This is a genomic window from Rhizobium sp. L43 (genome assembly GCF_002531725.1).
In the GTDB taxonomy this organism is placed as follows: Bacteria; Pseudomonadota; Alphaproteobacteria; order Rhizobiales; family Rhizobiaceae; genus Rhizobium.
This window is the reverse complement of sequence record NZ_NWSQ01000030.1, coordinates 67577-92707: the sequence shown is the minus strand read 5'-3', so window position 1 is coordinate 92707 and position 25131 is coordinate 67577. Positions and strand designations below refer to the sequence as shown.

Below are 25131 nucleotides of genomic sequence, written 5' to 3'. Positions count from 1 at the left end.
CGCCCGTGCCATCCGGCTTCACCCGGATCTTCACGTTGTAGTCGACAACCCGTTTGACGGGCACGAGAATCTTCATGAGGCTCTTCCTTAGGCGAGCGTATAAGCTGTTTTGACCGAGGTGTAGAATTCGGCCGCGTAGCGGCCTTGTTCGCGCGGTCCGAACGAGGAGCTCTTGCGGCCGCCGAACGGCACGTGGAAGTCGACGCCGGCTGTCGGAAGATTGACCATGACCATCCCGGCTTCCGAGTTCCGCTTGAAGTGGGTGGCATGTTTGAGGCTTGTGGTCGCGATGCCGGAGGACAGGCCGAAACTGGTGTCGTTCGCGACGGCAAGCGCCTCCTCGTAGTCCTTGACGCGGATCACGGCCGCCACCGGCCCGAAAATCTCTTCCCGTGCGATGCGCATCTGGTTGGTCGCATCGGTAAAGAGCGCCGGTCGCAGATAGAAGCCGGGCGTCTCGCGTTCGATCCGTTCGCCGCCGAAGGCGAGCGTCGCCCCTTCCCTTTGGCCGATGCCGATATAGTCGACGTCCTGCTTCAACTGGCCGGCATCGACGACCGGACCGATATGCGTGCCTGCCTTCAAGGCGTCGTCCACCACGAGACCCTGCAATCGTTCCGTCAGGGCGGCGACGAAGCGGTCGTGAATGCCTTCGGTGACGATCAGGCGGGATGCGGCCGTGCACCGCTGCCCGGTGGAGAAGAACGAGGAGTTCGCCGCAGCCTCTACCGCGACGGAAAGGTCTGCATCATCGAGAACGACGAATGGGTTCTTGCCGCCCATTTCGAGCTGGAACTTGCGATTGTGCTCGATCGAGGCGAGCGCGACCCGCTTTCCTGTTCCGACGGAGCCGGTGAAGGTCAGGGCGTTCAAATCGGGGCTGTCGAGCATGGCCTGGCCGACGATGCTGCCCCTGCCCATCACCAGGTTGACGACGCCCGCCGGAGCGCCGGACCGCTTGAGAATATCGACGAGTTCCCAGGAGCAGCCGGGCACGAGATCTGCCGGCTTCAGCACGACGGTGTTGCCGTAGGCAAGCGCCGGAGCGGTCTTCCAGGCCGGGATGGCGATCGGGAAATTCCAGGGCGTGATGACGCCGACGACGCCGACCGGCTCGCGCGTGATCTCGATGCCGACGCCTGGACGCACCGACGGAAGCACTTCACCGGAAAGGCGGAGCACTTCGCCGGCGAAGAAGTCGAAGATCTGGCCGGCCCGCATGACTTCACCGATCGCCTCGGGAAGGGTCTTTCCTTCTTCCCGTGCGAGCAGGCGGCCGAGCTCTTCCTTGCGCGCCATGATCTCGTCGCCGGTCTTCTTCAGAAGCGTATGCCTCTCTAGGATCGGCGAGTGCGACCAGGCTGGGAGAGCAGCTTTGGCGGACGCGATAGCGGCAAGCGTCTGGTCTGCGCTCGCCCGCGCGTACTCGCCGACGACTTCATTGGTGTTGGAAGGATTGACGTTCGCCGAAGCGTCGCCGCCGACCCAGTCGCCGGCGATCAGATTCTTGTGCAGCATCGTTGCTCCGTTCAGTGTAAACCGAGATAGGCCTTGCGGACTTCCTCATTGTCGAGAAGGGCGGCACTGTCGCCCGACAGGTGAATCCGCCCATTGACCATGACATAGGCGCGTTGAGAGAGCTTCAGGGCATGGTTGGCGTTCTGCTCCACCAGGAAGATCGTCTTGCCCATGGTCGCGATCTCTCTCAGAACCTCGAACACGCGTTTGACCACGAGCGGCGCAAGCCCGAGCGAGGGTTCGTCGAACAGGATGAGTTGCGGGCGCGCCATCATGGCGCGGGCGATGGCGAGCATCTGCTGCTCGCCGCCCGACATCGTGCCGGCCACCTGATTGCGTCTTTCCTTGAGCCGCGGAAACAGCTCGAACATAGTGGCCCTGTCGGCTTCGAAATGATGCATCCCGATGGGCGTCGTGCCCATCATCATATTCTCCTCGACCGTCATCTCCTGGTAGATCTGCCGTCCTTCCGGAACCAGCGAGATCCCCCGGCGAGAGATCATGTTGGTCGGGGTGCGGGAGATATCCTCGCCCCGATGGAGAATGCTTCCCGAGGAGGCGCGCGGTGCGCCGAAGATCGATGAGAGCAGCGTGGTCTTGCCCGCGCCGTTCGCGCCGATCAGGCTGACGATCTCGCCTTCATAGACCTGGACGCTGACGGCCTTCAGCGCTTCGACCGGACCATAGTGAGCATGCACGCTCGAAAATTCGAGCAGCGGAGACGGGCTGATGGGCGACTGGCTCATGCCTGTACCTCTTCTTCGCTGACGCCGAGATAGGCGGCGACGACCGCCGGGTCGTTGGCCACATGTTCGGGCGTTCCGTCGGAAATGACCTCGCCATGGTCGAGAACCACGATATGATTGGAAATCCGCATCACCAGTCCCATGTCGTGTTCGATGACGAGAACGGTTTGGTCGTGATCCCTGCAGAGCCGCTGTATGACCTCCGCAAGCTCACGGGTCTCGGAGGGATTGAGGCCGGCCGCCGGTTCGTCGAGGCAGATCAGATGCGGGCTCGTGCACATTGCGCGTGCGATCTCCAGGCGCCGCTGGCGACCGTAGGGAAGCTCTCCCGCAAGGCGATTTGCATCTTCGACAAGGCCCATCTGCCCCAGCCAGTAATAGGCCCGGTCGATCGCCTCGCGCTCGGCGCGCCGAAAGGCCGACGTCCTGAGAACGCCGCTCAGAATGCCGTTGCGCGTCGCGCGATGCTGGGCGACCAACAGGTTCTCGACGACGGACATTTCCTTGAACAGTCGGATGTTCTGGAAGGTTCTGGCGATGCCCGCCCGCGTGACGAGATGAGAACCGCCGGAAATCGGCCTGGTGACAAGATCGCCGATGTCCTCCTCGCCGCCGTCTCCTTTCAGAACGATGCGCCCTTCGCTTGCCCGGTAGAAGCCGGTGATGCAGTTGAACATGGTCGTCTTGCCGGCGCCGTTCGGGCCGATCAACGCGGTGATGGTCCCCTTCCCCACCGAGAAGCTGACGTCCCGATTCGCAACGATGCCGCCGAAGCGCATGGTGACGTTTTGAACCTCCAGGATCGACGCGCTCATCGGCCAGCCTCCATCTTCGCCTTCGTAAGGAAGGAAGGTGCCGCGCCATCACTGAGCGTGGAGTTGCTCGGGAAAAATGCCGGGCGCCTGACGCGGACGAGGCCGCGCGGTTTCCAGATCATCATGACAACCATCAGCACGCCGAAGATGAGAACGCGGTACTCGGCGAACTCGCGCAGCATTTCCGGAAGGATGGTCAGGACGAGAGCGGCGAGGATGACGCCGACCGTCGATCCGAGACCGCCGAGCACAACGATCGCCAGGATCAGCGCCGACTCGAAGAAGGTGAACGACGTCGGGTTCACGAAGCCCTGGTGAACGGCGAAGAACACGCCGGCAAGCCCTCCGGTCGAGGCGCCCAGCATGAAAGCCGTCAGTTTGGTGAAGACGTGATTGACGCCGAGCGAGCGGCAAGCGATTTCATCCTCGCGCAATGCTTCCCACATGCGCCCGAGCGGAATGACACGAAGCCGCTGGACGACATAGATCGCCGCGCAGACGACGAGAAACAGCACGAAGTAGATGCACCAGAACTTATAGTCGGCATTGTAGGGAATGCCGAAATATTCGTGGATCGGCACGCCCTGTTTGGCCGTGCGGGTGAATTCCAGTCCGAGGAATGTCGGTGCCGGAACCGGCGCGCCGTTCGGGCCGCCGGTAAATTCGAGCCAGTTGTTGAGGATCAGACGGATGATTTCGCCGAAGCCGAGCGTGACGATGGCGAGATAATCGCCATGCATCTTCAAAACCGGAAAGGCCAGCACCATGCCGAAAAGCGCGGCGAGGAACGGTGCGATCACAAGGGCGCTCCAGAAACCGAGGCCGAGATATTGCGAGCCGAGCGCCAGCAGATAAGCCCCGACGGCGTAGAAGGCGACGAACCCCAGATCGAGAAGGCCGGCAAGTCCCACGACGATGTTCAGGCCGAGCCCGAGCAGGCAGTAGATCAGCGCGAGGATGGCGACGCCGAGAAAATACTTGTCGGCGATGAAGGGGACGCTGAGGCCGGTGAGAAAGAGCGCTGCCAGCAGAACAGCCGGAGACTTCTCCTTTCCGGTCATGACGGTTACGCCGGCGCCGTTGCGGGCGGCCGTCCTGGTGAGACGCGCCCCGAGGCTGCTCCCCTGCACGAGCGAGATCGCGATGCGGCCGGCCGTGACGACAGCCGCGAGCATCAGCGCGCGCGTCAGCTCGTTCGTGAAGGAAAAGCCGTCGAGGACCAGTCCGGATACCGGTCCGAACAGCACGATCGAAACGACGAATGTGAGAAGCGCCTCCCGCAGAAGGGCAATAAGTCTTTCTGACTGCATGATACCCGTTCCCGCTTATACTTTTTGGATCTCCGGACGGCCGAGGAGCCCGGACGGCCGGAAGAACAGAAGGATGATCAGCAGCGCGAAGGCGAAGACGTCCTTGTAGTCCGTGCTGACATATCCGGCGAACAGCGCCTCGGTCAGGCCGAGCAGGACGCCGCCCAGAACGGCGCCGGGCAGAGAGCCGATACCGCCGAGAACGGCGGCGGTGAAAGCCTTGATGCCCATCACGAAGCCGATAAAGAAATTGAACGAGCCGTAGTTGAACGTCACCAGCGTGCCGCCGACGGCCGCGGTCGCCGCACCGATCACAAAGACGGTGGAGATGATCCTGTCGGTATTGACGCCGAGAACAGCCGAGATGCGGATGTTCTGCTGCGTCGCCCTGCACTCGCGGCCGATCCTGGTATAGTTGATGACATAGGTGAGGATGCCCATGGCGATCAGCGAGGCGATCAGGATGACCGTCTGCATGTAGGTGATCTGCGCGAAATGCTCGCTGGTGCCGAAGCGAAATGCGCCCTGAATGAGGGTGGGGACGCCCTGGTCGCGTGCGCCTTGCGCGATCTGCACGTAGCTCTGCAGCATCAGGGAGATCCCGATCGCCGAGATGAGCGGCGCAAGCTTTGTCGAGCCTCTGAGCGGACGGTAGGCGACGCGCTCGATCGTCCAGCCGTAGACGGCAGTGATGGCGCAGGTGATCACCAGCACCGAGATCAGCGCGAAGGGAACCGACTGGACGCCGAAGAAGGTCAGCACGGCAAGCGTGATCGCCGCGATATAGGCCGACACCATATAGACGTCGCCATGGGCGAAGTTGATCATCCGGATCACGCCGTAGACCATGGTGTATCCAACCGCGATCAGGCCGTAGATCGTGCCGAGCGTGATGCCGTTGAAGAGCTGTTGGACCAGGATATAGAAATCCATGGCAGATCCCCTTTGTTTTCTCTGGGCAGGGACCAGCCGGACTTCGTCCGGCTGGAGCGGAAGCGGCTGCCTTACTTGACGAGGATGGGGGCGCCCTTGTCGTCGAAGTTATAGAAGACGAACTTGAAGTCCTTGATGTCGCCCTTCTCGTCCCAGGTCAGCTTGCCGATCGCCGTGTCGATCGTGTTGCCGCGGAGATAGCTGCCCTGTGCCTTCAGATCGTCGCCTGCCTTGAGGGCGGCGACGATGGCCTGGGCGTTGGCATAGCCGTAGAGCACGTAGTTGGCCGGCGTGATCTTGGCCTTCTTCAAGGCATCCTGTACGCCCTTGGTCGAAGGATCTTCCAGCGGATCCGGGGTCGCGGAATAGTAGACGTTCTTGAGGTTGGCCGGACCGCCGACTGCCGATACGAGTTCGGCCTGGGCAAAGGCATCGCCGCTGACGACGACGACATCGACGCCCTGCTCCTTCAGCTGGCGGATCAACGGGCCGCCTTCGGGAATGAGACCGCCGAAATAGACGGCGTTGGCGCCGGAGCTCTTGATCTTGGTGACAAGCGCGTTGAAGTCGCGTTCGCCCCGCGTCAGGCCCTCGTAGAGGACCGGCTTGACGCCGCGCGCTTCGATCGTCTTTTTGACGGCATCGACGAGACCCTGACCGTAAGTGTCCTTGTCATGGATCAGCGCGATCTTGTCGCGCTTCAGCGTGTCCAGGATGAAGCTGCCGGCAACGACGGCCTGCTGGTCGTCGCGGCCGCAGCCGCGGAAGAGATTGTCAAAACCACGGTCGGTGACGGTCGGGTTGGTGGACGACGGGGTCATTTCGAGAATGCCGGCGTCGTTGTAGATCTCAGAGGCCGGGATCGTGCTCGACGAGCAGAAATGGCCGATCACCGCCTGGACCTTGTCCTGATCGACGAAACGGTTGGCGACTGCGACCGCCTGCTTCGGTTCGCAAGCATCGTCGCCCTTGACGAGCTCGATCTTCTTGCCGTTGACGCCGCCATTCGCATTGACGTCGCCGACATAGGCAGAGACGCCGTCGAACACCTGTTCGCCGAATGTCGCGTTCGCGCCCGTATAGGGACCGGCGACGCCGATCTTGATCGTGTCGGCGGAATAAGCATGCGCAAACGTCAGAATGGATGCGAAGGCGGTCGTGGTAAGAAGCTTGGAGATGGATTTCATCGATTTTCCCTCTGGTTGAAAGACTTCGGTTTGGAGTGCGTTCGACGCGGGTTCGGCCAGCGTTCATATGTTTCTTGTTCGGTGAACTGGCTGATTTAACGAGGTAATTCTTCCCGTTCATAAAATTGGAGAAGGCTTCAATTCGGAGATTTCCGCCTTCTTTCCAGTTGACACTTATATGATAAGTGACATATACGAAGATCGTCAAGCCAAAATGTTGACACCGCCCTCCTGGAGGGGTGAAGCTGGACATGGCGGCCGCTCCGATCGCAGAGCGCGGTCGGCACCTGAAAACAGGAAGTGGGGAACAACACGGTGAACATCACGCCACGCAACTGCCGGGTCGGCGTCGATATCGGCGGCACGTTTACTGATATAGCGCTCGATCTCGACGGTACGCTTCACTCGACGAAAATCCTGACGGACTACACCGCTCCGGAGCGGGCCATTCTTAAAGGCGTGAAGGCTGTTGCCGAGATGGCCGGTATTGCGCTGTCAGAGATCGGCATTCTCATCCACGGGACGACACTCGCGACCAACGCCCTGATCGAGCGGCGCGGCGCAAGGACGGCCTTCGTGACGACCGAAGGTTTCCGCGACGTCCTCGAAATGCGCACCGAAAATCGTTTCGAACAATACGACCTCAACATATCGCTGCCGCCCGCGCTCATTGCCCGCGCCGACCGACTGGTCGTCCGCGAGCGCATCGACGCCGCGGGGCGCGTGCTGCTCCCGCTCGATGAGGCCTCGGTTGCCGCCGCGGTCGAGAAGATCGTCGAGGGAACTTATGAAAGCGTCGCGATCGGCTTCATCCACGCCTATGCGAACGGCGCCCACGAAGCGGCTGTGCGCAATGCCATCCTCAAGCGTCTTCCCGACATGTCGGTATCGATCTCATCAGAGGTTTCGCCGCAGATGCGCGAGTTCGAGCGCTTCAACACGGTCTGCGCCAATGCCTACGTCAAGCCGGCCATCAAATCCTATCTCGACCGTCTGGTCGTCTCGCTGAAAGAGATCGGCGTCGGCTGCCCCGTCTTCATGATCCATTCGGGCGGCGGCATCGTCTCGGTCGAAAGCGCCTCCGAATTTCCCGTCCGCCTGGTCGAATCCGGCCCGGCCGGCGGCGCGATCTTCGCGGCCGACATCGCGCGCCGGCATGGCCTGGACGCGGTGCTCTCCTTCGATATGGGCGGCACGACGGCGAAGATCTGCCTCATCGAGAAACAGGTCCCGAAAACCGCAAAGACCTTCGAAGTCGCGCGCACCTACCGGTTCCGCAAAGGCTCCGGCATGCCGATTTCCATTCCCGTCGTCGAGATGGTCGAGATCGGCGCCGGCGGCGGCTCCATCGCTTCGGTCGACGGCATGCGCCAGATCCGCGTCGGCCCGCATTCGGCGGCCTCCGAGCCGGGGCCGGCCTGTTACCAGCGCGGCGGCAAGAACCCGACCGTGACCGATGCCGATCTCATCCTCGGCAAGCTCGACCCCGACAATTTTGCCGGAGGCGCCATCCCGCTTTCCATCGATGCAAGCCGCAACGCCATGCATGACGATATCGGCGCCGTCATCGGCCTGGATCCCGAGGCCGCCGCCTACGGCACCTGCGAGATGGTCGACGAGAATATGGCGAATGCCGGCCGGGTCCATACCGTCGAAAACGGCAAGGATATCTCCGACTTCACGATGATCACTTTCGGCGGCGCCGGCCCGCTACATGCGGCGCGGCTCTGCGAGAAGATGGGCATCTCCACCTTCCTCGTTCCCCCCGGCGCCGGCGTCGGATCGGCCATCGGTTTCCTCAGGGCGCCGTTCGGTTATGAAGCGGTGCGAAGTTCGGTCTTCAACCTTTCGAACTTCAATGTTGCCGAAGCCAACCGCCTTCTCGACGCCATGAAATCCGAAGCGATCGGCTTCGTGGAAGGCGGGCTCGAAGCAGGCGCGCCCGTCATCGAACGGACCCTGTTCATGCGTTATGCCGGCCAGGGCTGGGATATCCCGGTGCCGCTGGAGGCCGATGGTTTCGACGCGGCGAGCGCCGGCCGGATCGCCGCCGCCTTCCAGGCCGAATATGAGCGGTTTTTCGGCCGGGCGATCGAAGGGCTCGACGTCGAAATCGTCAGCTGGTCGGTCAAGGCCGCCTCCCCGCTTCCGCCCGCCGCGCGCGTGGCGTCCATCGCCGAGGGCGGCACGGTATCGCCGCGCCAGCGCCGGCGCCTGTTCGAGGCCGCACAGGGCGCCTATCTCGAAGCGGGAATCCACGAGCGGCAGGATCTGAAGCCGGGCGACGTGGTCGCCGGTCCGGCCGTCATCGTCGAGCGTGAAACCTCGTCCGTCCTGACATCCTCGTTCAAGGCCATCGTCCAGAATGACGGCTGCCTCCTCGTTACCAGGCAGTAAGGAGCTCCACCATGAACCAGTCCATGATCGATATTCACATGCAGGTCATGTGGAACCGCCTGATCTCGGTGGTCGAGGAACAGGCCCAGACGCTGATCCGCACCGCCTTCTCCACCTCGGTGCGCGAGGCAGGCGATCTGTCGGCAGGTGTCTTCGACCTCGAGGGCCGCATGTTGGCCCAGGCGGTCACCGGCACGCCGGGCCACGTCAACGCCATGGCGGAATCCGTTGCCCACTTCATCCGCGACATCGGTCCGGAGAACATTTTCGAGGGCGATGTCTACATCACCAACGATCCCTGGAAGGGCACGGGACATCTTCACGACATCACCGTCGTCACCCCCTCCTTCCACCACGGCAGGCTTGTCGGTTACTTCGCCTCGACCGCGCATGTGGTCGACATCGGCGGTCGCGGCTTCGGGCCCGATGCGCGCGAGGTCTACGAGGAAGGTATCTTCATCCCGATCATGAAATTCTTCGAGCGCGGGGAATTGAACCGGACGCTCATCCACATCGTCAGGAACAATGTGCGCGAAAGCGATAAGGTCGTCGGCGATTTCCATGCGCTTGCGGCCTGCAACGAGACGGGGCACCGCCGCCTCATCGACATGTTGACGGAGTTCAATCTCGAAGACCTGTCGATGATCGGCGGCTTCATCCTCAAGCACAGCCGCGAGGCGACGCTGGAGCGGCTCAGAAACCTGCCGCACGGCTCCTGGAGCTACAGTCTCGATCTCGACGGTTATGACGAACCGGTTCACCTTGCGGCAAAGCTCAGCATCGGGCCTGATGGCGTCATCGTCGACTTCGACGGCACGTCTGATATGAGCAAGTTCGGCATCAACGTTCCGCTCGTCTATGCCAAGGCCTATGCCTGTTACGGCATCAAATGCGTCGTCGCTCCGGAGATCCCCAACAATGCGGCCTCTCTCGCGCCGTTCGAAGTCACCGCTCCGGAAGGCTGCATTCTCAACGCCAAGCGGCCGGCGCCGGTCGCCGTTCGTCACGTTCTTGGTCACTTCGTGCCCGATCTGGTGCTCGGCGCGCTGCATCAGGCCCTGCCCGGCGAAGTGCCGGCGGAAGGCGCCAGTGCGCTCTGGAACCTCCATATGAGCGTCCGGCCGCTTCCCGGCAACGACGCCAGGGGGGCGGAAATCCTGATGTTCAACTCCGGCGGCTCCGGCGCGCGCACGTCGCTCGACGGCCTCAATGCCACGGCATTTCCGAGCGGCGTCCACACCATGCCGATCGAGGCGACGGAGAATGTCGGCCCGGTCATCGTCTGGCGCAAGGAGCTGCGCGAAGGCTCCGGCGGTGCCGGCGCACAGCGCGGCGGTCTCGGCCAGATGATCGAGATCGAAGCGGCCGAAGGCTTCAGCTTTCGCTTCTCCGCGATGTTCGATCGGATCGGCCATCCGGCGCGCGGCCGCGACGGCGGACTGGAAGGTGCTGCCGGTGGCGTGGCGCTCGACGACGGCACGGTCTTGAAGGGCAAGGGACTCCAGTTCGTTCCGGAGGGACGCCGCCTGGTTCTCTCGCTGCCGGGCGGCGGAGGCTACGGGAACCCCGGCCTTCGTCCGGCTGATGCCGTGGAGCACGACCTGAAGCACGGATACATTACCAAGGAACAGGCCGGGCTCTATGCCAAGGCGGGAGACAAGGCATGAACATGATCAAGTTTGAAAGCGCACGCGTCGCCTCCATCAAGTCGTCGCCCTCCATGGCGGTGTCGATGGCGGCCAAGGCGATGAGAGCCCAGGGCGAGAGCGTCATCGACCTCTCGCTCGGCGAACCCGATTTCGAAACGCCTGATCATGTCGTCGAGGCCGCCGTCGAGGCGATGCGCAAGGGCCTGACGCGATACACCGCCCCGGACGGCCTGCCCGAGCTTCGCCAGGCGATCGTCGCCAAGTTCAAAAGAGAAAACGGCCTCCATTATGCGCAGGACGAGATCTCCATCGGCAACGGCGCAAAGCAGATCCTGTTCAACGCCTTCCTCGGAACGCTGGAACCCGGCGACGAAGTCATCGTGCCCGCACCCTACTGGGTTTCCTACACCGATCTCGTCATCCTGCACGGCGGCACCGCCAAGATCGTCCAGTGCGGGGTCGAGGATGCGTTCAAGATCACGCCCGAGCGGCTGGAAGCGGCCATCACGCCGCGCACGCGCTGGTTCCTGTTCAATTCGCCATCCAATCCGACCGGTGCGATCTACACGGCCGACGAACTGAAGGCGCTCGGCGAGGTGCTGGCGCGCCATCCGCGCGTCGCCATCATGTCCGACGAGATCTATGAGCATATCGTCTGCGCGAACGTGCCCTTCACCTCGTTCGCGATCGCCTGCCCTGACCTCAAGGAGCGCACGCTCATCATCAACGGCGTGTCCAAGGCCTATGCCATGACCGGCTGGCGCCTCGGCTACGCGGCCGGACCCAAGGACCTGACGAAGGTGCTGAACAAGCTTCAGTCGCAGAGCACCACGTGCCCTTCGTCGATCACGCAATATGCGGCAGCGGCGGCGCTCAACGGCCCGCAGGACTTCGTCACGACCGCAGTCGCGGAATATAAGGCGCGCGGCGCGCTCGTCGCCCGCGGTTTCTCGGCAATTCCGGGCCTGGAGATCCGCGCACCCGAAGGCGCCTTCTACCTGTTTCCGAAATGCTCCGGCTATATCGGCAGGACGGCGCCTGACGGCAGCCGGATTGCCAACGACACGGAACTCGCCTCCTATCTGCTGAAAGAGGGCAAGGTAGCGACCGTTCCGGGTGCTGCCTTCGGCGTCGAACCCTATATCCGTCTTTCCTTCGCCACCTCGCGTGACAATCTTTCCATTGCGATCGAGCGCACGGCCGACGCACTCGCCAAACTGCGATAACAGGATGCAATTCCATGACCGACTACAACCGCACGCTTTTGACCGGCGCCGCAGGTGCGCTCGGAACGCAGCTTCGTCAATCCGGAACCAGGCTCGGAAAGATCGTCCGTCTTTCCGCACGTTCGCCGATCAAGGACCTCGCGTCTCACGAAGAGGATTTTCCTGCCGACCTCACCGACTTTGACGCGGTGTCGCGCGCGGTCGAAGGCTGCGATGCGATCGTCCACATGGGCGGACAGGGGCTCGAGGCGCCGTGGAAGACCATCCTCGACGCCAATATCGCCGGCAGCTACAACATCTATGAAGCGGCCCGCCGGCACGGCGTGAAACGCATCGTCTATGCAAGCTCGGTCCACGCGATCGGCTTCTACGAGCGAAACGAGACCATCGACGGTAACGTGCCGACACGGCCCGACAGCCTCTACGGCGTCTCGAAGACTTTCGTCGAGAACCTTGCGCGCTATTACTTCGACAAGTTCGGGATAGAGACGGTCAGCCTGCGGATCGGCTCGTCCTTCCCCGAGCCGACCGACCGGCGCCACCTCATCACCTGGCTCTCATACCGCGACTGCCGCCAGCTCGTCGAAAAGAGCCTGTCGGCGGAACGCGTCGGCTTCATGGTCGCTTATGGCATGTCGAACAACAGCCAGGCCTTCTGGGACAATCGCACCGCCGCCTCGCTCGGCTATCACCCGCAAGACAGCGCCGACGACTACGCCGAAAAGGTCTTCGCCAAGACGAAGCAGGGCGATCCCAACGATCCCGCCGTCCGGTTCCAGGGCGGAAGCTTCGCCGCGGCCGGCCATTACGAAGACGAGAACAAGTGAGGCGCGGCCATGCAGGCTTCCAGGTCATCCTATGACGTGATCATCGTCGGCGGCGCCGTCGTCGGCAGTTCTACGGCCTATTTCCTCGCGACGAACCCCGACTTTACCGGATCGGTGCTCGTCATCGAGAAGGACTGGACTTATCAGCGCTCGGCGACGGCGCTGTCGTCGAGCTCGATCCGGCATCAGTTTTCCAATGCCATCAACGTCAAGGTTTCGCAGTTCGGGACGGAGTTCATCCGTAACTTCAAACAGAATGTCGCAATCGACGACGACACAGCGGAGATCGGCTTCCACGAAGCCGGCTATCTTTTCCTCGCCGACGACGAGCGCGGCGAACAGGTGCTGCGGCGCAACCACGAAACCCAGCTCTCCTGCGGGGCTGAGGTGACGCTTCTCGATCCGGACGGTCTCGGAAAGCGCTTTCCATGGCTGAACCTCGATGGTCTGAGACTCGGAAGCACAGGCGAGCGCGGCGAAGGCTGGTTCGACAGCGTCGGCCTTCTCCAGGGTTTTCGCAAGAAGGCGCGTTCGCTCGGCGCCGAGTATATCGAGGACGAGGTGGTCGCGGTCAACCGGGAGGGGGACCGGATCGTTTCCGTGACGACCAAGGGCGGCCAGACAATTGCCTGCGGAACGATGGTCAACACCTCGGGTACCAATGGCAAGAAGCTTGCCCGCATGGCGGGTCTCGACGTTCCGGTCGAGCCGCGCCGCCGCTCGCTGTTCGTCGTCGACTGCCGTACGCCGCTTGAAGCCAAAGCCGGCCTCACCATCGATCCGACAGGCGTCTTCTTCCGGCCGGAAGGCAAGTTCTACCTGATGGGGACCTATCCCAAGCACGACCCGGAAGTCGATCCCAACGATTTCGACGTCATGCATGATGAGTTCGAAGAAGAAATCTGGCCGACGCTCGCCAACCGCGTTCCCGCCTTCGAGGCGATCAAGGTCGTGAACTCCTGGGCGGGGCATTACGACTATTGCACGCTCGACCACAATGTCGTGCTCGGGCCGCACACGGAGGTCCGCAATTTCCTGTTCGCGAACGGTTTCTCCGGACATGGACTGCAGCAGTCTCCGGCGATGGGCCGGGGTCTTTCCGAACTCATCACCTATGGCGGCTTCAAGACGCTGGACCTGTCGCCGTTCGGATATGAGCGGGTGGCGGCGGACCGTCCGTTCCTTGAAGACGCGGTGATCTAACAACAAGGCGGGGAATCCGATGAATAGGGAAATTACCAAACGAAGCGGCGGGCAGGTGCTGGTCGATGCGCTGCGCATCCATGGTGTGGACCGCGTCTTCGGCGTGCCGGGGGAAAGCTATCTTGCGGTGCTCGACGCGTTTCACGACGCGGAAAAGGCGATCGATTTCGTCATCTGCCGCCAGGAAGGCGGCGCCGCCTACATGGCGGAAGCCTACGGCAAGCTGACGGGCAAGCCGGGGATCTGCTTCGTCACGCGTGGGCCGGGAGCGACGAATGCCTCGGTCGGCGTCCACACTGCCTTCCAGGACTCGACGCCGATGATCCTGTTCATCGGCCAGGTAGCGCGCGACCAGATGGAGCGGGAAGCCTTCCAGGAGATCGACTATCGCCGGATGTTCGGGCAGATGGCCAAGTGGGTCGTCGAGATCGAGGATGCGGCGCGCATCCCTGAGCTGATCAGCCAGGCCTTCCACCGTGCCGTCAACGGCCGGCCGGGGCCGGTGGTGATCGCACTGCCGGAAGACATGCTGACCGATATCGTCGCCGTGGCCGACACACCCGCCTACAAGCGCGTCGAAATCTATGCGGGTGAGCCGCAGCTCGACGAACTCCTGTCGCGGCTTTCGACCGCCAAGCGCCCGATGGCGGTCGTCGGCGGCGGTGGCTGGACCCAGCAGGCGGTCGCCGACCTGACGACCTTCTCGGAAGCCTTCAGCCTGCCGATCGCCGCCTCGTTTCGCTGTCAGGATCTGTTCGACAACAGGCACGAGAACTATGCCGGCGATCTCGGCCTGGCGGCCGGGCCGAAGCTCATCCAGCACATCAGGGACTGCGACCTCCTGATCTCGATCGGCGCCCGCCTCGGCGAGATGACCACCGGCGCCTATACGCTGATCGACATCCCCGTTCCGAAGCAGACGCTTGTGCATATTCATTCCGGCGCCGAAGAGCTCGGTCGCGTCTACCACGCGACGCTCCCGATCAACGCGACAGCCGCAGGCTTCCTGTCACAGGCCGCAAAGCTCAAGCCCATGCCGGCGCCGGCCTGGACGGAATGGACGAGATCGGCCCATGCCGACTATCTCGAAAACCTGAAGCACCCGCAGACGCCGGGCGACGTGCAGATGGGCGAAATCATGGAATGGCTGCGCGGGCATCTGAAGCCGGATGCGATCCTGACGACGGGGGCCGGCAACTATTCGGCCTGGGCGCATCGGTTCTACCAGTACCGCATTTTCCGCACGCAGCTCGGGCCGACGAACGGCTCGATGGGCTACGGCGTTCCCGGAGCGATCGCGGCGAAGATCACCGACCCCTCGCGGACCGTGGTCGCCTTTGCGGGCGACGGCTGCTTCCTGATGAACGGTCAGGAGCTGGCCACCGCGATACAGTACGACGCACGCGTCATATTCCTGGTGATCAACAACGGCATGTACGGAACCATCCGTATGCATCAGGAGCGGAACTATCCCGGGCGCGTCTCCGGCACCCGGCTGACCAATCCCGATTTCGCCGCCCTCGCCAGATCCTATGGGCTCCATGGTGAGACGGTAGAAAAGACCGAGGGCTTCATGGCGGCTTTCGAGCGATGCGAGGCCTCGGGCAAGCCTGGCCTCATCGAAATCCGTATCGACCCGGAAGCGCTGACCGTGAAGCAGACGCTGACCGAGATCCGCGAGCAGGCGATCGCTCAGGGCAAATAAGTTTAGACCGTTCGACGCAACCGTGGCCCGCATTGCCGTGCGGGCTCTTTCACGGCGAGGCGCCGCAGCTTTTCGGGGTACCCCGAAACCGCCCGTACCCCCTACTCCATGGTCTCGCTGCTTGCCGGCTCGTCGAGCAATGCGCGGTAGCGGTTCAAGCTCTCTTCCAGATGCGCCGCGATGGCGTTCTTTGCGGACTTGGCGTCGCCCTGGGTGATTGCTGAGAGGATCGCCGCGTGCTCCTTGTTGATCTTCTTCAGATATCCCTGATAGGCGCGTGACGACTGACGGTGCTTGAGGACGAGTTCGAAGTTGATGCTCTCCATCACCGCTTCCAGAAAACTCGGGAAATGCGGGTTTCGCGTCGCCCGCGCGATCGCCAGATGGAACTCGAAATCGGCACGAGCCTCGACTTCGGCGTCATCCGTTTCGAGCGTTTCGAGATGATCGTAGGCGCGGGCGATGCCGGCCAGCGCCTCAGGCGTGCGCCGGGTCGCGGCGAGCGCTGCGGCCTGCATTTCGACACCCAGGCGCAGCTCTAGGATCTGCATGGCGGAACGGATGTCTTCGATCCGGCTGATCTCGAAATTCAGGGTCTTGGCGTCCTTTTCGCTGACGAAAACGCCGGCCCCCTGACGGGCGGTGACCCTGCCGCCGATTTTCAGCGACGTCAGCGCCTCGCGCACCACCGTTCGCGACACGCCGAACTCCTCGCAAAGCTGGGCGCTCGATGGTATTTTTTCCCCCGGCGCATATAATCCGGAGTCGATGCGCTCGCTGAGCTTGGCAACGACGATCTCTGCTAGGTTTCCGCGTTGCGTGATGATCGACAATATATGCTCCGATTCTGTGCTCGAGGCTAATTTAGCACATATCACATATCATGCCACCTATGCGGCGGCCACGTCATCGAGGTCCGGGTTTTCAATTTAACAGATCCCGGATGACTTCCAGAGGATGGGGGATCGTCTTGCGGTCTATTTCCTTGACCTGCGACCGGCAGGAATAACCGGTCGCCATGACGACGGTCCCGTCCTTGCCGGCGGCGATCTGTTCTGCCCAGCTCATCGCATAGAGCTTTTCGGAAACCTCTCTGTTGCGGGCCTCGTGGCCGAACGTTCCCGCCATGCCGCAGCAGCCCGCATCGGCCACCTGCAGGTCGATGCCGAGGCTGCGGAAGACCGCTTTCCACTGCGCAACCGCCGAGGGCAGATTGGTGCGCTCGGTACAGTGCGGCAGAAGCCGGACCTCCGCCCCGGCCGGCCGCCTGATCGCCTCCGCCAGGGTCCCGTTCGCGGCGAGCCATTCCTGCGGCAGCAGCACGGATGCGGGAAATGGCCCTTTCGACAGGGTCTTGTATTCACTGCGATAGGCAAGAGTCATGGATGGGTCCAGCCCGACAAGCGGCACGCCAGTTTTCGCCAGACGGTCCAGGGAGCGCGAGGTTGCCGCCGCCGCCGTTTCGAAGCGATCGAGATAACCGTGGACATGCAGCGCCTTGCCGTTGGTGAGCGGCGGCGCGATGAATGGCGACAGGCCGAGCTTGCGGGCGACCTCGACGGCGGCGATGATCACTTTGGGATCGAAATGCGCCGTGAAGGCATCGGGAACGAAGACGACCGTGCGGCTGCGCGCCTCGGCAGGCATTGCCATGATCTGCTCCACGTCGGCGGTCGGGACCCCGAGGCCGGCCGGCGATGCCGGCGGCATCCTGGGCAGCGCGGTCAGGCCGGCAAGCTTCATCGACGCGCGGCCGGCAGCCGTTCCGGCCAGGAGATTGTAGAGAGGCCGGATCCGCGCCATCAGCGGCAGAGTGGCCTCGATGCCGGCCACCAGCGGATCTTTCAGCGGCCTGAGATAGCGGCCGTAATAGAGGTTCAGGAACTTCGACCGGAACGCCGGGACGCTGACCTTGACAGGACATTGGCCGGCGCAGGCCTTGCAGGCGAGGCAGGTGTCCATGGCCGCCCGCACTTCGTGCGAAAAGTCGGAGCGGTTGGCCGGGTTCAGCGAGTTGAACGCCCGCCTGACAAGCCCGATCGCCTTGTTCGAATTGCGCAGCCGAACCGCTTCCTCTCGGGGATCGACGCCCTGCTCGACGAGAAGTCTCAGCCATTCCCGCATCAGCGCGGCGCGCCCTTTCGGTGAGTAGAGCCGGTTGCGGGTCGCCTTGTAGGACGGACACATCGGGCTGGTCTCGTCGAAATCGAAACAGGCGCCGTTTCCGTTGCAATAGGCCGCATTGTCGAAGGCGGCGCGGATCTCGTTGCCGATGATGCGGTCGACGCTTCCGCGCAACGGGACCTCGTCGATCTTCATCAGCGCGCCGTCGTCGGGTGTGGCGATCTTGCCGGGATTGAGGCGGTTCTCCGGATCGAACGCCTTCTTGATCTGCTGAAGGCTGGGGTAGAGATCCCCGAAGAACTCAGGCACATATTCGGAACGCACACCCTTGCCGTGCTCGCCCCAGAGAACGCCGCCATGTTTGCGGGTGAGCGCCGCCACGGCATCGGTGATTTCCCGGATGAGCGGCACATGATCGTCCCGCGTCAGATCGAGGGCCGGCCTGACATGAAGCACGCCCGCATCCACGTGGCCGAACATGCCGTAGGAGACGCCGGCAGCATCGAGGAGCGCGCGGAATTCACTTATATAGGCGGCGAGATTGTCGGGAGGCACGGCGGTATCCTCGACGAAAGCCACCGGGCGCACCGGGCCTTCGACATTTCCGAGAAGCCCGACGGCGCGCTTGCGCATATTCCATATCGCCTCGACATCCGCTTTCTCCCGGGCGATCGTCAGGCCGATGTTGCGGACGGTATCGCCGCCGGCCAGCGCCGACGTCACCGCCGTGAGTTTCTGCTCCAATGCGATCGGGTCGTCGGCCAGCACCTCGGCGATGTTGATGCCGTTGGCCGGGCCGCGCTGGTCGTCGGGAAAAAATCGGGCGATGCCGCTCCAGACGATGTCGCCCTTGGCGAGGCCCAGCACCCTCTCGTCGATCGTCTCCACCGAGGCGACGTTCAGTGCGCTCAGCGATCTGGCGTCTTCGAGGGCCGTGTGGAAGTCGTCGTAGCGGATATTGACCAGCGCCGAATGTTTCGGGATCGGCAGAAGATTGAGCTCGATCTCGGCGATCATCGCCAGCGTGCCTTCCGAGCCGCACAGGATCGCATTGAGATCGAAGCGTCCGTCGTCGCGGCGGATATGCGCGAGATCGTACCCCGTCATGTAGCGGTTGAGGCGCGGAAAGATCTCGTCGATGCGCGCGCGGTCGTCGCGCGCGATCCTGTCGACCGTTCGATGGATTTCCCCCACACGGTCGCCGCGGGACTTGATGTTTGCGAGAGACACGTCGTCGAGGGCGCGCGACCACCAGTCCGTGGCGTCTGTCAGGACGATCCTGAGGCCGAGGACATGGTTGCTCGTCTTGCCGTAGAGGCAGGAGCCCTGGCCGCAGGCATCGGTCGAGACCATGCCGCCGATCGTCGCCCGGTTGGAGGTCGAAAGTTCCGGAGCGAAGAACAGGCCATGATCCTCGAGGACACGATTGAGCTGGTCTTTGACGACGCCGGCTTCGACCCGGGCGACCCGCCGCACCGGATCGATCTCCAGAATCCGGTTCATATGCCTTGAGCAGTCGACGACAATTCCATCCGTCAGCGACTGGCCGTTGGTGCCGGTGCCGCCGCCGCGCGCGACGACGGGCAGGCCGCGGAACGGTTCTTCGCCGACGACCCGCATCACGGCCTTCATGTCCTCGATGCCTTTGGGAAAGAGGATCCCCGCTGGCTCGATCTGGTAGATCGAGTTATCGGTCGAAAGAACCGTGCGCGAGGCGGCGCTGGTCTCGATATCGCCGGCAAAGCCGAGCTCCAGCAGCCGCTCGAAGAAGCCGGCTCGGGGAAGGATGGAAGGGTCTTGTGTCTTGAGACGAGGGATCATTTTTTATCGCCGCCGAAATCGCTTGAGCCTTGCAAAACTTGGCATATAAGTGATAACATACAAATGAGTGGACGCAACTGAAATAGAGGTGGAACTTGAAGGATCAAACAGCAGTAATCGTCGGCGGCGCCTCCGGGCTCGGATTGACCACGGCCAAGCTTATGGTCTCTCATGGAGCCAGCAAGATCGGCCTGATCGACCGGAACGCGGAACTGCTGGCTGCGGCTGCGGAAACGCTCCGTTCGCTCGGCGCGGATGTGGCGACATCGGTTGCCGACATCGCCCGGGCGGAGACGGCGCACCAGGGTTTCAATGAGATTGCCGGCAAGCTCGGCCGGGTCCATGCGCTCGTCAACAGCGCGGCCATCTATCCCCGCAGGCCGATTCTCGAGATTACCGACGAGGAATGGGACCTCGAGAACGCCGTCAACATCAAGGGAACCTACCACATGATGGTGGCGGCGGTTCTCCACATGCGCCAACACGTCAATGCTCCTGAAGTCACCGGACGAATCGTCAACGTGACGTCTGTCGACGCCTTCAAGGCCCATCCCCAGAACGCCCATTATGCCGCGACCAAGGCCGCGGTCGTCAGCCTCACCAAATCTTTCGCGGCAGAATGCGCGAAAGACCAGATCCTCGTCAACTCCGTTGCGCCTGCGGGCTTTGCCACCGACCGCGCCAAGGAGCTCGGTTTCCTGCCTGAGCTTGCCAAGGCGAGCGCGCTCGGACGGGCGGCCGAACCCGTCGAAATGGCGGAATGGATCGTCATGATGGCTTCCAGCCGCAACACCTACGCGACCGGCGAGAACGTCGTCATCAGCGGGGGCTATATCTATGTTTGACACCTATCGCGTCGCGGTGGTGACCGGCGCCACCGGCGGTATCGGCAAGGCGACGGTGCTGGAGCTCAGACGGCGAGGACTGACGGTCTATGCCGTCGGCCGCAGCGAGGCGCCGCTTCAGGAACTCGCCGCCACCGATGGCGTGATCCCGATAAAGGCCGATGTGCGTGATACGGATACGATCGCCAGGGCGCTTGCCGGCGTCGATGTCGACATCCTCGTCAACAATGCCGGCATCCTGTCGACGCGCGCGGCGTTCCATGAGATCGATCCCGCCGAGATCGACGCGATGATCGACGTCAACCTGAAGGCGCCGATGCATCTCACCCGCGCATTGCTGCCGGGCATGGTCGAGCGCAAGCGCGGCCATCTCCTCTATGTCGGTTCGAGCGGCGGCCAGGCGCCCTACCCGAATATGGCCGCCTACGGTCCGTCGAAGGCCGGCCTCAGCCTGTTTTGCGACAATCTTCGATGCGACCTGCTCGGAACCTCGGTCAGGGTCACCGAAGTCGTTCCGGGCCGCGTTCAGACCGATCTTTATAGGACGGCGATGGGCGGAAACCAGGCCCGCGCGCTGCTCTACGACGGCTACCGTCCCATCCAGCCCGAAAACATCGCCGCGATCGTCGTCAACGCCATCGAGCTTCCCGTCTTCGTCGACGTCTCCCGCATCGAAGTCTTCCCGACCGACCAGGCGACCGGCGGCGGGACCATGGTGAAGTTTCAAGACTAGGAGGGTGACACGCCGAGCCCTTGACCCGCCACCTCCTACGGTTCGCGTATCGCGTTATCGAGGCCGCGCAGCAGCGGATACAGGAAATAGGAGATCACCGTGCGGTTGCCGACCTTGATTTCCGTGGACACGGTCATGCCGGGAAGCAGCCGCACCGGCACGTCCGAAGCATTCAGCCTGGTATCGGCAAGCAGGACGCGGGCCTTGAAGAAGGGGGCGGCCGGCTGGCTGGGGGTGGCGGTCTGTTCCTGCTGGCCGGTGAGGAAGGTGTCCTGGCTGATGGTCCTCACCTCGCCCGAGGCAGTGCCGTATTTCTGGAACGGATAGGCATCGAGCTTGATACGGGCTTCCTTGCCGACGGCCACCCGGCCGATATCGCGGGTATTGATCGACACTTCGGCTTCCAGCGGCACGTTGATCGGCACCAGGGTAACGATCGGTTCGGCTTCGCGCACGACGGAGCCGATGGAGCGCTGGGCGAGATCCAGCACGACGGCATCGGCGGGTGCGGTCAGCGCCACCATGTTGCGGCGCAGCTCCATCTTCTTCAGCTCTTCGTCGGCCATGTCGCGCTGGCCGCGCAGTTCCACCAGCTGCTCCATGGCGGCGCGGCGGAAATCCTCGATGAAGGCCTGGCGGTCGGCGCGGAGCTTGGCATAGGCGTGGGCGGCCTCGTCGGCCTTGCCGCGGACGGCGGTCAGGTCGGATTCCACGTCGAGGCGGGCGTCGCGGGAACCGAGCAGCGTGATCAGCGAGCCGCTCTGTTTGTTATAGAGCCGTTCCCGTGCTGCCTCGATCTGCGAGAGCCCGTCGCGCCTGTCGTTGAGCACCGCCTCCTGGTTCTGGCTCGCCGCAAGGGCTGCCGACTGGCCGGCGATCTGCTGCTCGAAATTCTGCAGCTGCGCCATGTAGAAGGCCCGCCGCTGGCCGAAAAGCTGCACCTGCAGCATCTCGTCGGGCGTGCTGCCGGCCACCTTCGAATAGTCGTCGCCGGCAAGCTCCGCCTCGATGCGCTTCACCTGGGCGTCGAGTGCCGAGAATTTCGCGTGCTGCTGGTCGACATCGGCCTGGCTGAAAGTGGCGTCGAGGGTCGCCAGCGTCTGGCCGGCATGCACCACTTCGCCGGCCTTCACGTCGATCGTGCGGATGATCGAGGTTTCGAGCGGCTGGACGACGATCGTCGGCTGGGTGGTGACGAGCTTGCCCGGCGCGATCACCACCTCGTCGATTGACGAGACCGAGGCCCAGGTGATCGCCGCGGCAAGGAGCGCCGTCACGCAGTAAAGCGTCATGCGGGCAACACGCGGGGGGGCGCGCTCCTCCAGCTCGACGGCGTCGGATTGGAATTCCGCAATTGCCGGCGGCAGCGGCGGGCGGGCGGTGAGCGCGCTGCCCTTCTCCGGGCGCTTGTCTCTGGGGCCTTTGCCTGTGGGGACCGGCAGGTTATCGCTGGATTTTCTGGCGTGCGCGTTCATGCAACCTGCCTCATCTGTTGTGCCCAGAGGTGACGGTAGGTCATGCAGCGCGACACGAGCTGATCGTGCCGGCCGATATCGGCGACCTTGCCGCGATCGATGACGAGAATGGCATCGGCATCGACGAGCGTCGAAAGCCGGTGCGAGACGATGACAACGGTGCGGCCGGCGGCGATGCGGCTGAGATTATCGCGGATGATCGCCTCGCTGTCAGGGTCGAGCGCGCTCGTCGCCTCGTCGAAGATCAAGAGCTTCGGATCGGTGATCAGCGCGCGGGCAATCGCCAGGCGCTGCTTCTGGCCGCCCGACAGGTTGGCGGCGTTTTCTTCCAGCATGGTGTCGAAGCCGCGCGGCAGACGCTCGATGAATTCCTCGGCGCCGGCGATGCGGGCGACTTCCATGATCTCCTCGATGCTGGCATCGGGCTTGGCGGCGGCGATATTCTCGCGAACCGAGCCGCGAAACAGGAAACTATCCTGCAGCACGACGCCGATGCTGGTTCTCAGATGCACCAGGTCGATCTCGCGGCTGTCATAACCATCCATGCGCACGAGGCCTTCCTGACTCTGATAGAGCCCCTGGATCAGCCTTGTGATCGTCGTCTTGCCCGAGCCGCTCTTGCCGACCACGCCGAAGACGCAGCCCGCCGGAATGGCGAAGGAGACGTTGTCGAGCGCCGGCGCGCTATCCGGGCTGTAGCGGAAGGTGACCCTGTCGAATTCGATGCGGCCCTTCAGATGCGGCCGGACACCTCGCCCGCGGCCCGCCTGCTCCGGCCGCTGGTTCATGATCTCGCCGAGCATGCGCACCGAGAGCGCCACTTCCTGATATTCATGCACCATGGTGACGATCTGCACCAGCGGTCCGGAGACCCGGCCGGCGAGCATGTTGAAGGCAACAAGCGCACCGATGGTCATCGAGCCACTGAACACATCGAGCGCGCCGAGGCCGATGATCGCGACACTCATCAGCTTCTCCAGCAGCCCGGTCAGCGACTGGGCGATGGTCGAGATCTTGTCGACCCGGAAACGCACGGAGATCGACTGGGCCGAATAATCGTCCCACACCTTGCGTTGGCGCGGCTCCAGCGCTAGCGATTTGACGGTGCGCATGCCGTGCACGGTTTCCACCAGCAGTGCCTGCCGGTCGCCTTCGGCCTGGTAGAGCGCCTGCAAGCGGCGCTGGAACGGGCCGACGAGCATCATCACCACGAGGCCGACGAGGGCTGCGAAACCGAGCACGACAAGCGTCAGCTTGACGCTATAGAGAAGCAGGATCGGCACGAAGACAAAAAGCGAGACGCCGTCCAGAAGGGTCAGGAACAGCCGGCCGGTCAGGAATTCGCGGATGCGCCCAGTCTGCTGCATATGCTTGACGAGAACGCCGGCCGAGGCCTGCTCGAAAAGCGCGATCGGCAGGTTGAGCAGATGGCCGAAGGTGCGCGTCGCGACGCGGATGTCGATCCTGTTCGTCGCGAAGAGCAGCAGATAACGGCGCAGGAAGCTGAAGGTCGCGTCGAAGACGAGCGCGATAGCAATACCGATCGTCAGAACCGTCAGGGTCGCATAGCTCTGGTGGACGAGCACCTTGTCGATGACGAGCTGAAAGAAGATCGGCGTCGTCAGCCCGAGGCCGTAGAGAACGAAGGCGGCGAGTGCCACGTCCCGGAAGAAGCTTCGCTGCTTGATGATCTCAGGTACGAACCACCGGAAGCCGAACGGCCGGTCCTCGTCCGACATGCGATAGTTGCGCTTGAGGAGAACCACCGATCCGGGCCAGGCCTTCGAGAATTGCTCCTCGCTCAGCAGCATGACGTCGGGGCGCGTGGCGAGCGGGTCGAGAACGCGTATTCTCTCGTCCTCCCCGCTCCCCACCGTTCCGGCGATGACGACCCAGTTGCCGTTCGCAAGTTCGGCAAGCACCGGGAAAGCTTCGCCCAGCCGGGACAGGGACTGCCAGTCGAGGTTGAGATGCCTGGCCCGCAGGCCGGCGTCCTTGGCCATACGCAGCAACCGCCGCACGGCGACGGGTTCGTCGCCGACCGCGTAATCGTGCTGCAATCGCTCAGGCGAAAGGTCGACGCCGTGATGACGCGCGACGAACGCAAGACAGTGCAGGTTGGTATGCAGAAAACCGCTCATTGGCCCACCCGAAACAATAGGAGCCCCCCGGAAACAAAACGATCGGGCTTAGTTTCAATCAGTCGGAGCGTCCTCTGTGCGTCCGAATGGACGCACAGCGCTCCCGTCCCTGTCTTCTCAGTTGAAGTTCGGCGAGGCGTTCGAAGCGCCGCCCTGCACCGACTGGATATCGGCAGCCGCCGCGGCCGACATATCGCCGATGCGACGGACCGCCCCCGCCTCGACCAAGCCGCCGAGCGCCTTCTGCATGAGATCGACCGCATTGGCGAAGGCATCGACAGGCATGATGATGCGCTGGCGGAAAACCGGCTTCGGATTGTTGTTGGCGTCACGCTCGGTGGCCGAGAGCGACATCAGGTCGATGCGCACGATCGTCCCGGTGATGGTGATTTCGCCGATACCGTCTGCATAAAGTTCGCTGCTCATTGTTCTCTCCTCTGGTTGATAATCAAAACCTGTTCACCTTTGAGTCGACG

The 25131-nt window shown here is 63.0% G+C and carries 19 protein-coding genes and 1 pseudogene; 8 read left to right on the top strand and 12 right to left on the bottom strand.

Annotated features, from left to right (window positions below):
* The 7 genes and pseudogenes from CO667_RS35030 to CO667_RS28655 all read right to left on the bottom strand — a co-directional run.
* Positions 1-76, bottom strand: a pseudogene (locus CO667_RS35030) (electron transfer flavoprotein subunit beta/FixA family protein); the annotation flags it as partial.
* Between the two features lie 11 nt (positions 77-87).
* Complete coding sequence (locus tag CO667_RS28680) at positions 88-1518, bottom strand: aldehyde dehydrogenase family protein (protein WP_097621624.1); 1431 nt, start codon at positions 1516-1518, stop codon at positions 88-90.
* 11 nt (positions 1519-1529) lie between these two features.
* Complete coding sequence (locus CO667_RS28675; protein WP_097621623.1) at positions 1530-2264, bottom strand: ABC transporter ATP-binding protein; 735 nt, start codon at positions 2262-2264, stop codon at positions 1530-1532.
* The gene (locus tag CO667_RS28670) at positions 2261-3079 is read right to left on the bottom strand and encodes an ATP-binding cassette domain-containing protein (RefSeq protein WP_097621622.1); all 819 of its coding nucleotides are present in this window, start codon (positions 3077-3079) and stop codon (positions 2261-2263) included. The genes CO667_RS28675 and CO667_RS28670 overlap by 4 nt, the downstream gene beginning before the upstream one ends.
* The gene (gene livM / locus CO667_RS28665; protein WP_097621621.1) at positions 3076-4389 is read right to left on the bottom strand and encodes a high-affinity branched-chain amino acid ABC transporter permease LivM; all 1314 of its coding nucleotides are present in this window, start codon (positions 4387-4389) and stop codon (positions 3076-3078) included. The genes CO667_RS28670 and livM overlap by 4 nt, the downstream gene beginning before the upstream one ends.
* Positions 4390-4404: 15 nt before the next feature.
* Positions 4405-5322: a branched-chain amino acid ABC transporter permease LivH gene (locus CO667_RS28660; RefSeq protein ID WP_097621620.1), complete on the bottom strand. Its 918-nt coding sequence runs from the start codon at positions 5320-5322 to the stop codon at positions 4405-4407.
* A gap of 71 nt (positions 5323-5393) precedes the next feature.
* On the bottom strand, positions 5394-6509 hold the full coding sequence (locus CO667_RS28655) for an ABC transporter substrate-binding protein (RefSeq protein ID WP_097621619.1): 1116 nt from the start codon (positions 6507-6509) through the stop codon (positions 5394-5396).
* A 315-nt stretch (positions 6510-6824) separates the two neighbouring features.
* Here CO667_RS28655 and CO667_RS28650 point away from each other — a divergent pair, with 315 nt between their 5' ends.
* Genes CO667_RS28650 through CO667_RS28625 form a run of 6 tightly spaced genes read left to right on the top strand, consistent with a single transcriptional unit; the run spans position 6825 to position 15516 of the window.
* Entirely contained in the window at positions 6825-8906 is a 2082-nt protein-coding gene (locus CO667_RS28650; RefSeq protein ID WP_097621632.1) for a hydantoinase/oxoprolinase family protein, read from the top strand.
* Positions 8907-8917: 11 nt separating this feature from the next.
* On the top strand, positions 8918-10573 hold the full coding sequence (locus CO667_RS28645) for a hydantoinase B/oxoprolinase family protein (protein WP_097621618.1): 1656 nt from the start codon (positions 8918-8920) through the stop codon (positions 10571-10573).
* Positions 10570-11781 (top strand): pyridoxal phosphate-dependent aminotransferase, encoded by a 1212-nt coding sequence (locus tag CO667_RS28640; RefSeq protein ID WP_179874235.1) that lies wholly within the window; start codon positions 10570-10572, stop codon positions 11779-11781. Before CO667_RS28645 ends, CO667_RS28640 begins: the two co-directional genes overlap by 4 nt.
* A 14-nt stretch (positions 11782-11795) precedes the next feature.
* Positions 11796-12608 carry an NAD(P)-dependent oxidoreductase gene (locus CO667_RS28635; RefSeq protein WP_097621617.1) on the top strand — a complete coding sequence of 271 codons (813 nt, stop codon included), beginning with the start codon at positions 11796-11798 and terminating at the stop codon, positions 12606-12608.
* Positions 12609-12617: 9 nt separating this feature from the next.
* The gene (locus tag CO667_RS28630; protein ID WP_097621616.1) at positions 12618-13811 is read left to right on the top strand and encodes an FAD-binding oxidoreductase; all 1194 of its coding nucleotides are present in this window, start codon (positions 12618-12620) and stop codon (positions 13809-13811) included.
* Positions 13812-13830: 19 nt separating this feature from the next.
* Positions 13831-15516, top strand: a complete 1686-nt coding sequence (locus CO667_RS28625; RefSeq protein WP_097621615.1) for a thiamine pyrophosphate-binding protein — start codon at positions 13831-13833, stop codon at positions 15514-15516.
* Between the two features lie 101 nt (positions 15517-15617).
* On the opposite strand, the gene CO667_RS28620 is transcribed toward CO667_RS28625, so the two are convergent.
* Both CO667_RS28620 and CO667_RS28615 read right to left on the bottom strand, forming a co-directional pair.
* Entirely contained in the window at positions 15618-16349 is a 732-nt protein-coding gene (locus CO667_RS28620) for a FadR/GntR family transcriptional regulator (RefSeq protein WP_097621614.1), read from the bottom strand.
* Between the two features lie 91 nt (positions 16350-16440).
* Positions 16441-19461 carry an FAD-binding and (Fe-S)-binding domain-containing protein gene (locus tag CO667_RS28615; protein WP_097621613.1) on the bottom strand — a complete coding sequence of 1007 codons (3021 nt, stop codon included), beginning with the start codon at positions 19459-19461 and terminating at the stop codon, positions 16441-16443.
* A 95-nt stretch (positions 19462-19556) separates the two neighbouring features.
* Between CO667_RS28615 and CO667_RS28610 the strand changes: the two genes are divergently transcribed.
* Together CO667_RS28610 and CO667_RS28605 are read left to right on the top strand one after the other, a co-directional pair.
* A complete protein-coding gene (locus CO667_RS28610) occupies positions 19557-20306 on the top strand; it encodes an SDR family oxidoreductase (RefSeq protein ID WP_097621612.1) in 750 nt (249 codons plus the stop codon).
* A complete protein-coding gene (locus CO667_RS28605) occupies positions 20299-21039 on the top strand; it encodes an SDR family oxidoreductase (protein ID WP_097621611.1) in 741 nt (246 codons plus the stop codon). Before CO667_RS28610 ends, CO667_RS28605 begins: the two co-directional genes overlap by 8 nt.
* Before the next feature lie 35 nt (positions 21040-21074).
* Here the strand turns inward: CO667_RS28605 and CO667_RS28600 are convergent, their stop codons facing one another.
* From CO667_RS28600 to CO667_RS28590, 3 genes are all read right to left on the bottom strand, one after another.
* The gene (locus tag CO667_RS28600) at positions 21075-22514 is read right to left on the bottom strand and encodes an HlyD family type I secretion periplasmic adaptor subunit (RefSeq protein ID WP_097621610.1); all 1440 of its coding nucleotides are present in this window, start codon (positions 22512-22514) and stop codon (positions 21075-21077) included.
* Positions 22511-24655 (bottom strand): peptidase domain-containing ABC transporter, encoded by a 2145-nt coding sequence (locus CO667_RS28595; RefSeq protein ID WP_097621609.1) that lies wholly within the window; start codon positions 24653-24655, stop codon positions 22511-22513. The genes CO667_RS28600 and CO667_RS28595 overlap by 4 nt, the downstream gene beginning before the upstream one ends.
* A 117-nt stretch (positions 24656-24772) precedes the next feature.
* Positions 24773-25081 carry a hypothetical protein gene (locus tag CO667_RS28590; protein WP_097621608.1) on the bottom strand — a complete coding sequence of 103 codons (309 nt, stop codon included), beginning with the start codon at positions 25079-25081 and terminating at the stop codon, positions 24773-24775.
* Positions 25082-25131 lie beyond the last annotated feature (50 nt).

Bases quoted from the DNA above. Each gene is read 5' to 3' on its own strand.
- CO667_RS28660 (WP_097621620.1), bottom strand. From the start codon at position 5,322: ATGGATTTCTATATCCTGGTCCAACAGCTCTTCAACGGCATCACGCTC.
- CO667_RS28630 (WP_097621616.1), top strand. From the start codon at position 12,618: ATGCAGGCTTCCAGGTCATCCTATGACGTGATCATCGTCGGCGGCGCC.
- CO667_RS28655 (WP_097621619.1), bottom strand. From the start codon at position 6,509: ATGAAATCCATCTCCAAGCTTCTTACCACGACCGCCTTCGCATCCATT.
- CO667_RS28625 (WP_097621615.1), top strand. From the start codon at position 13,831: ATGAATAGGGAAATTACCAAACGAAGCGGCGGGCAGGTGCTGGTCGAT.
- CO667_RS28680 (WP_097621624.1), bottom strand. From the start codon at position 1,518: ATGCTGCACAAGAATCTGATCGCCGGCGACTGGGTCGGCGGCGACGCT.
- CO667_RS28590 (WP_097621608.1), bottom strand. From the start codon at position 25,081: ATGAGCAGCGAACTTTATGCAGACGGTATCGGCGAAATCACCATCACC.
- livM (WP_097621621.1), bottom strand. From the start codon at position 4,389: ATGCAGTCAGAAAGACTTATTGCCCTTCTGCGGGAGGCGCTTCTCACA.
- CO667_RS28640 (WP_179874235.1), top strand. From the start codon at position 10,570: ATGAACATGATCAAGTTTGAAAGCGCACGCGTCGCCTCCATCAAGTCG.
- CO667_RS28670 (WP_097621622.1), bottom strand. From the start codon at position 3,079: ATGAGCGCGTCGATCCTGGAGGTTCAAAACGTCACCATGCGCTTCGGC.
- CO667_RS28645 (WP_097621618.1), top strand. From the start codon at position 8,918: ATGAACCAGTCCATGATCGATATTCACATGCAGGTCATGTGGAACCGC.
- CO667_RS28615 (WP_097621613.1), bottom strand. From the start codon at position 19,461: ATGATCCCTCGTCTCAAGACACAAGACCCTTCCATCCTTCCCCGAGCC.
- CO667_RS28605 (WP_097621611.1), top strand. From the start codon at position 20,299: ATGTTTGACACCTATCGCGTCGCGGTGGTGACCGGCGCCACCGGCGGT.
- CO667_RS28600 (WP_097621610.1), bottom strand. From the start codon at position 22,514: ATGAACGCGCACGCCAGAAAATCCAGCGATAACCTGCCGGTCCCCACA.
- CO667_RS28635 (WP_097621617.1), top strand. From the start codon at position 11,796: ATGACCGACTACAACCGCACGCTTTTGACCGGCGCCGCAGGTGCGCTC.
- CO667_RS28595 (WP_097621609.1), bottom strand. From the start codon at position 24,655: ATGAGCGGTTTTCTGCATACCAACCTGCACTGTCTTGCGTTCGTCGCG.
- CO667_RS28675 (WP_097621623.1), bottom strand. From the start codon at position 2,264: ATGAGCCAGTCGCCCATCAGCCCGTCTCCGCTGCTCGAATTTTCGAGC.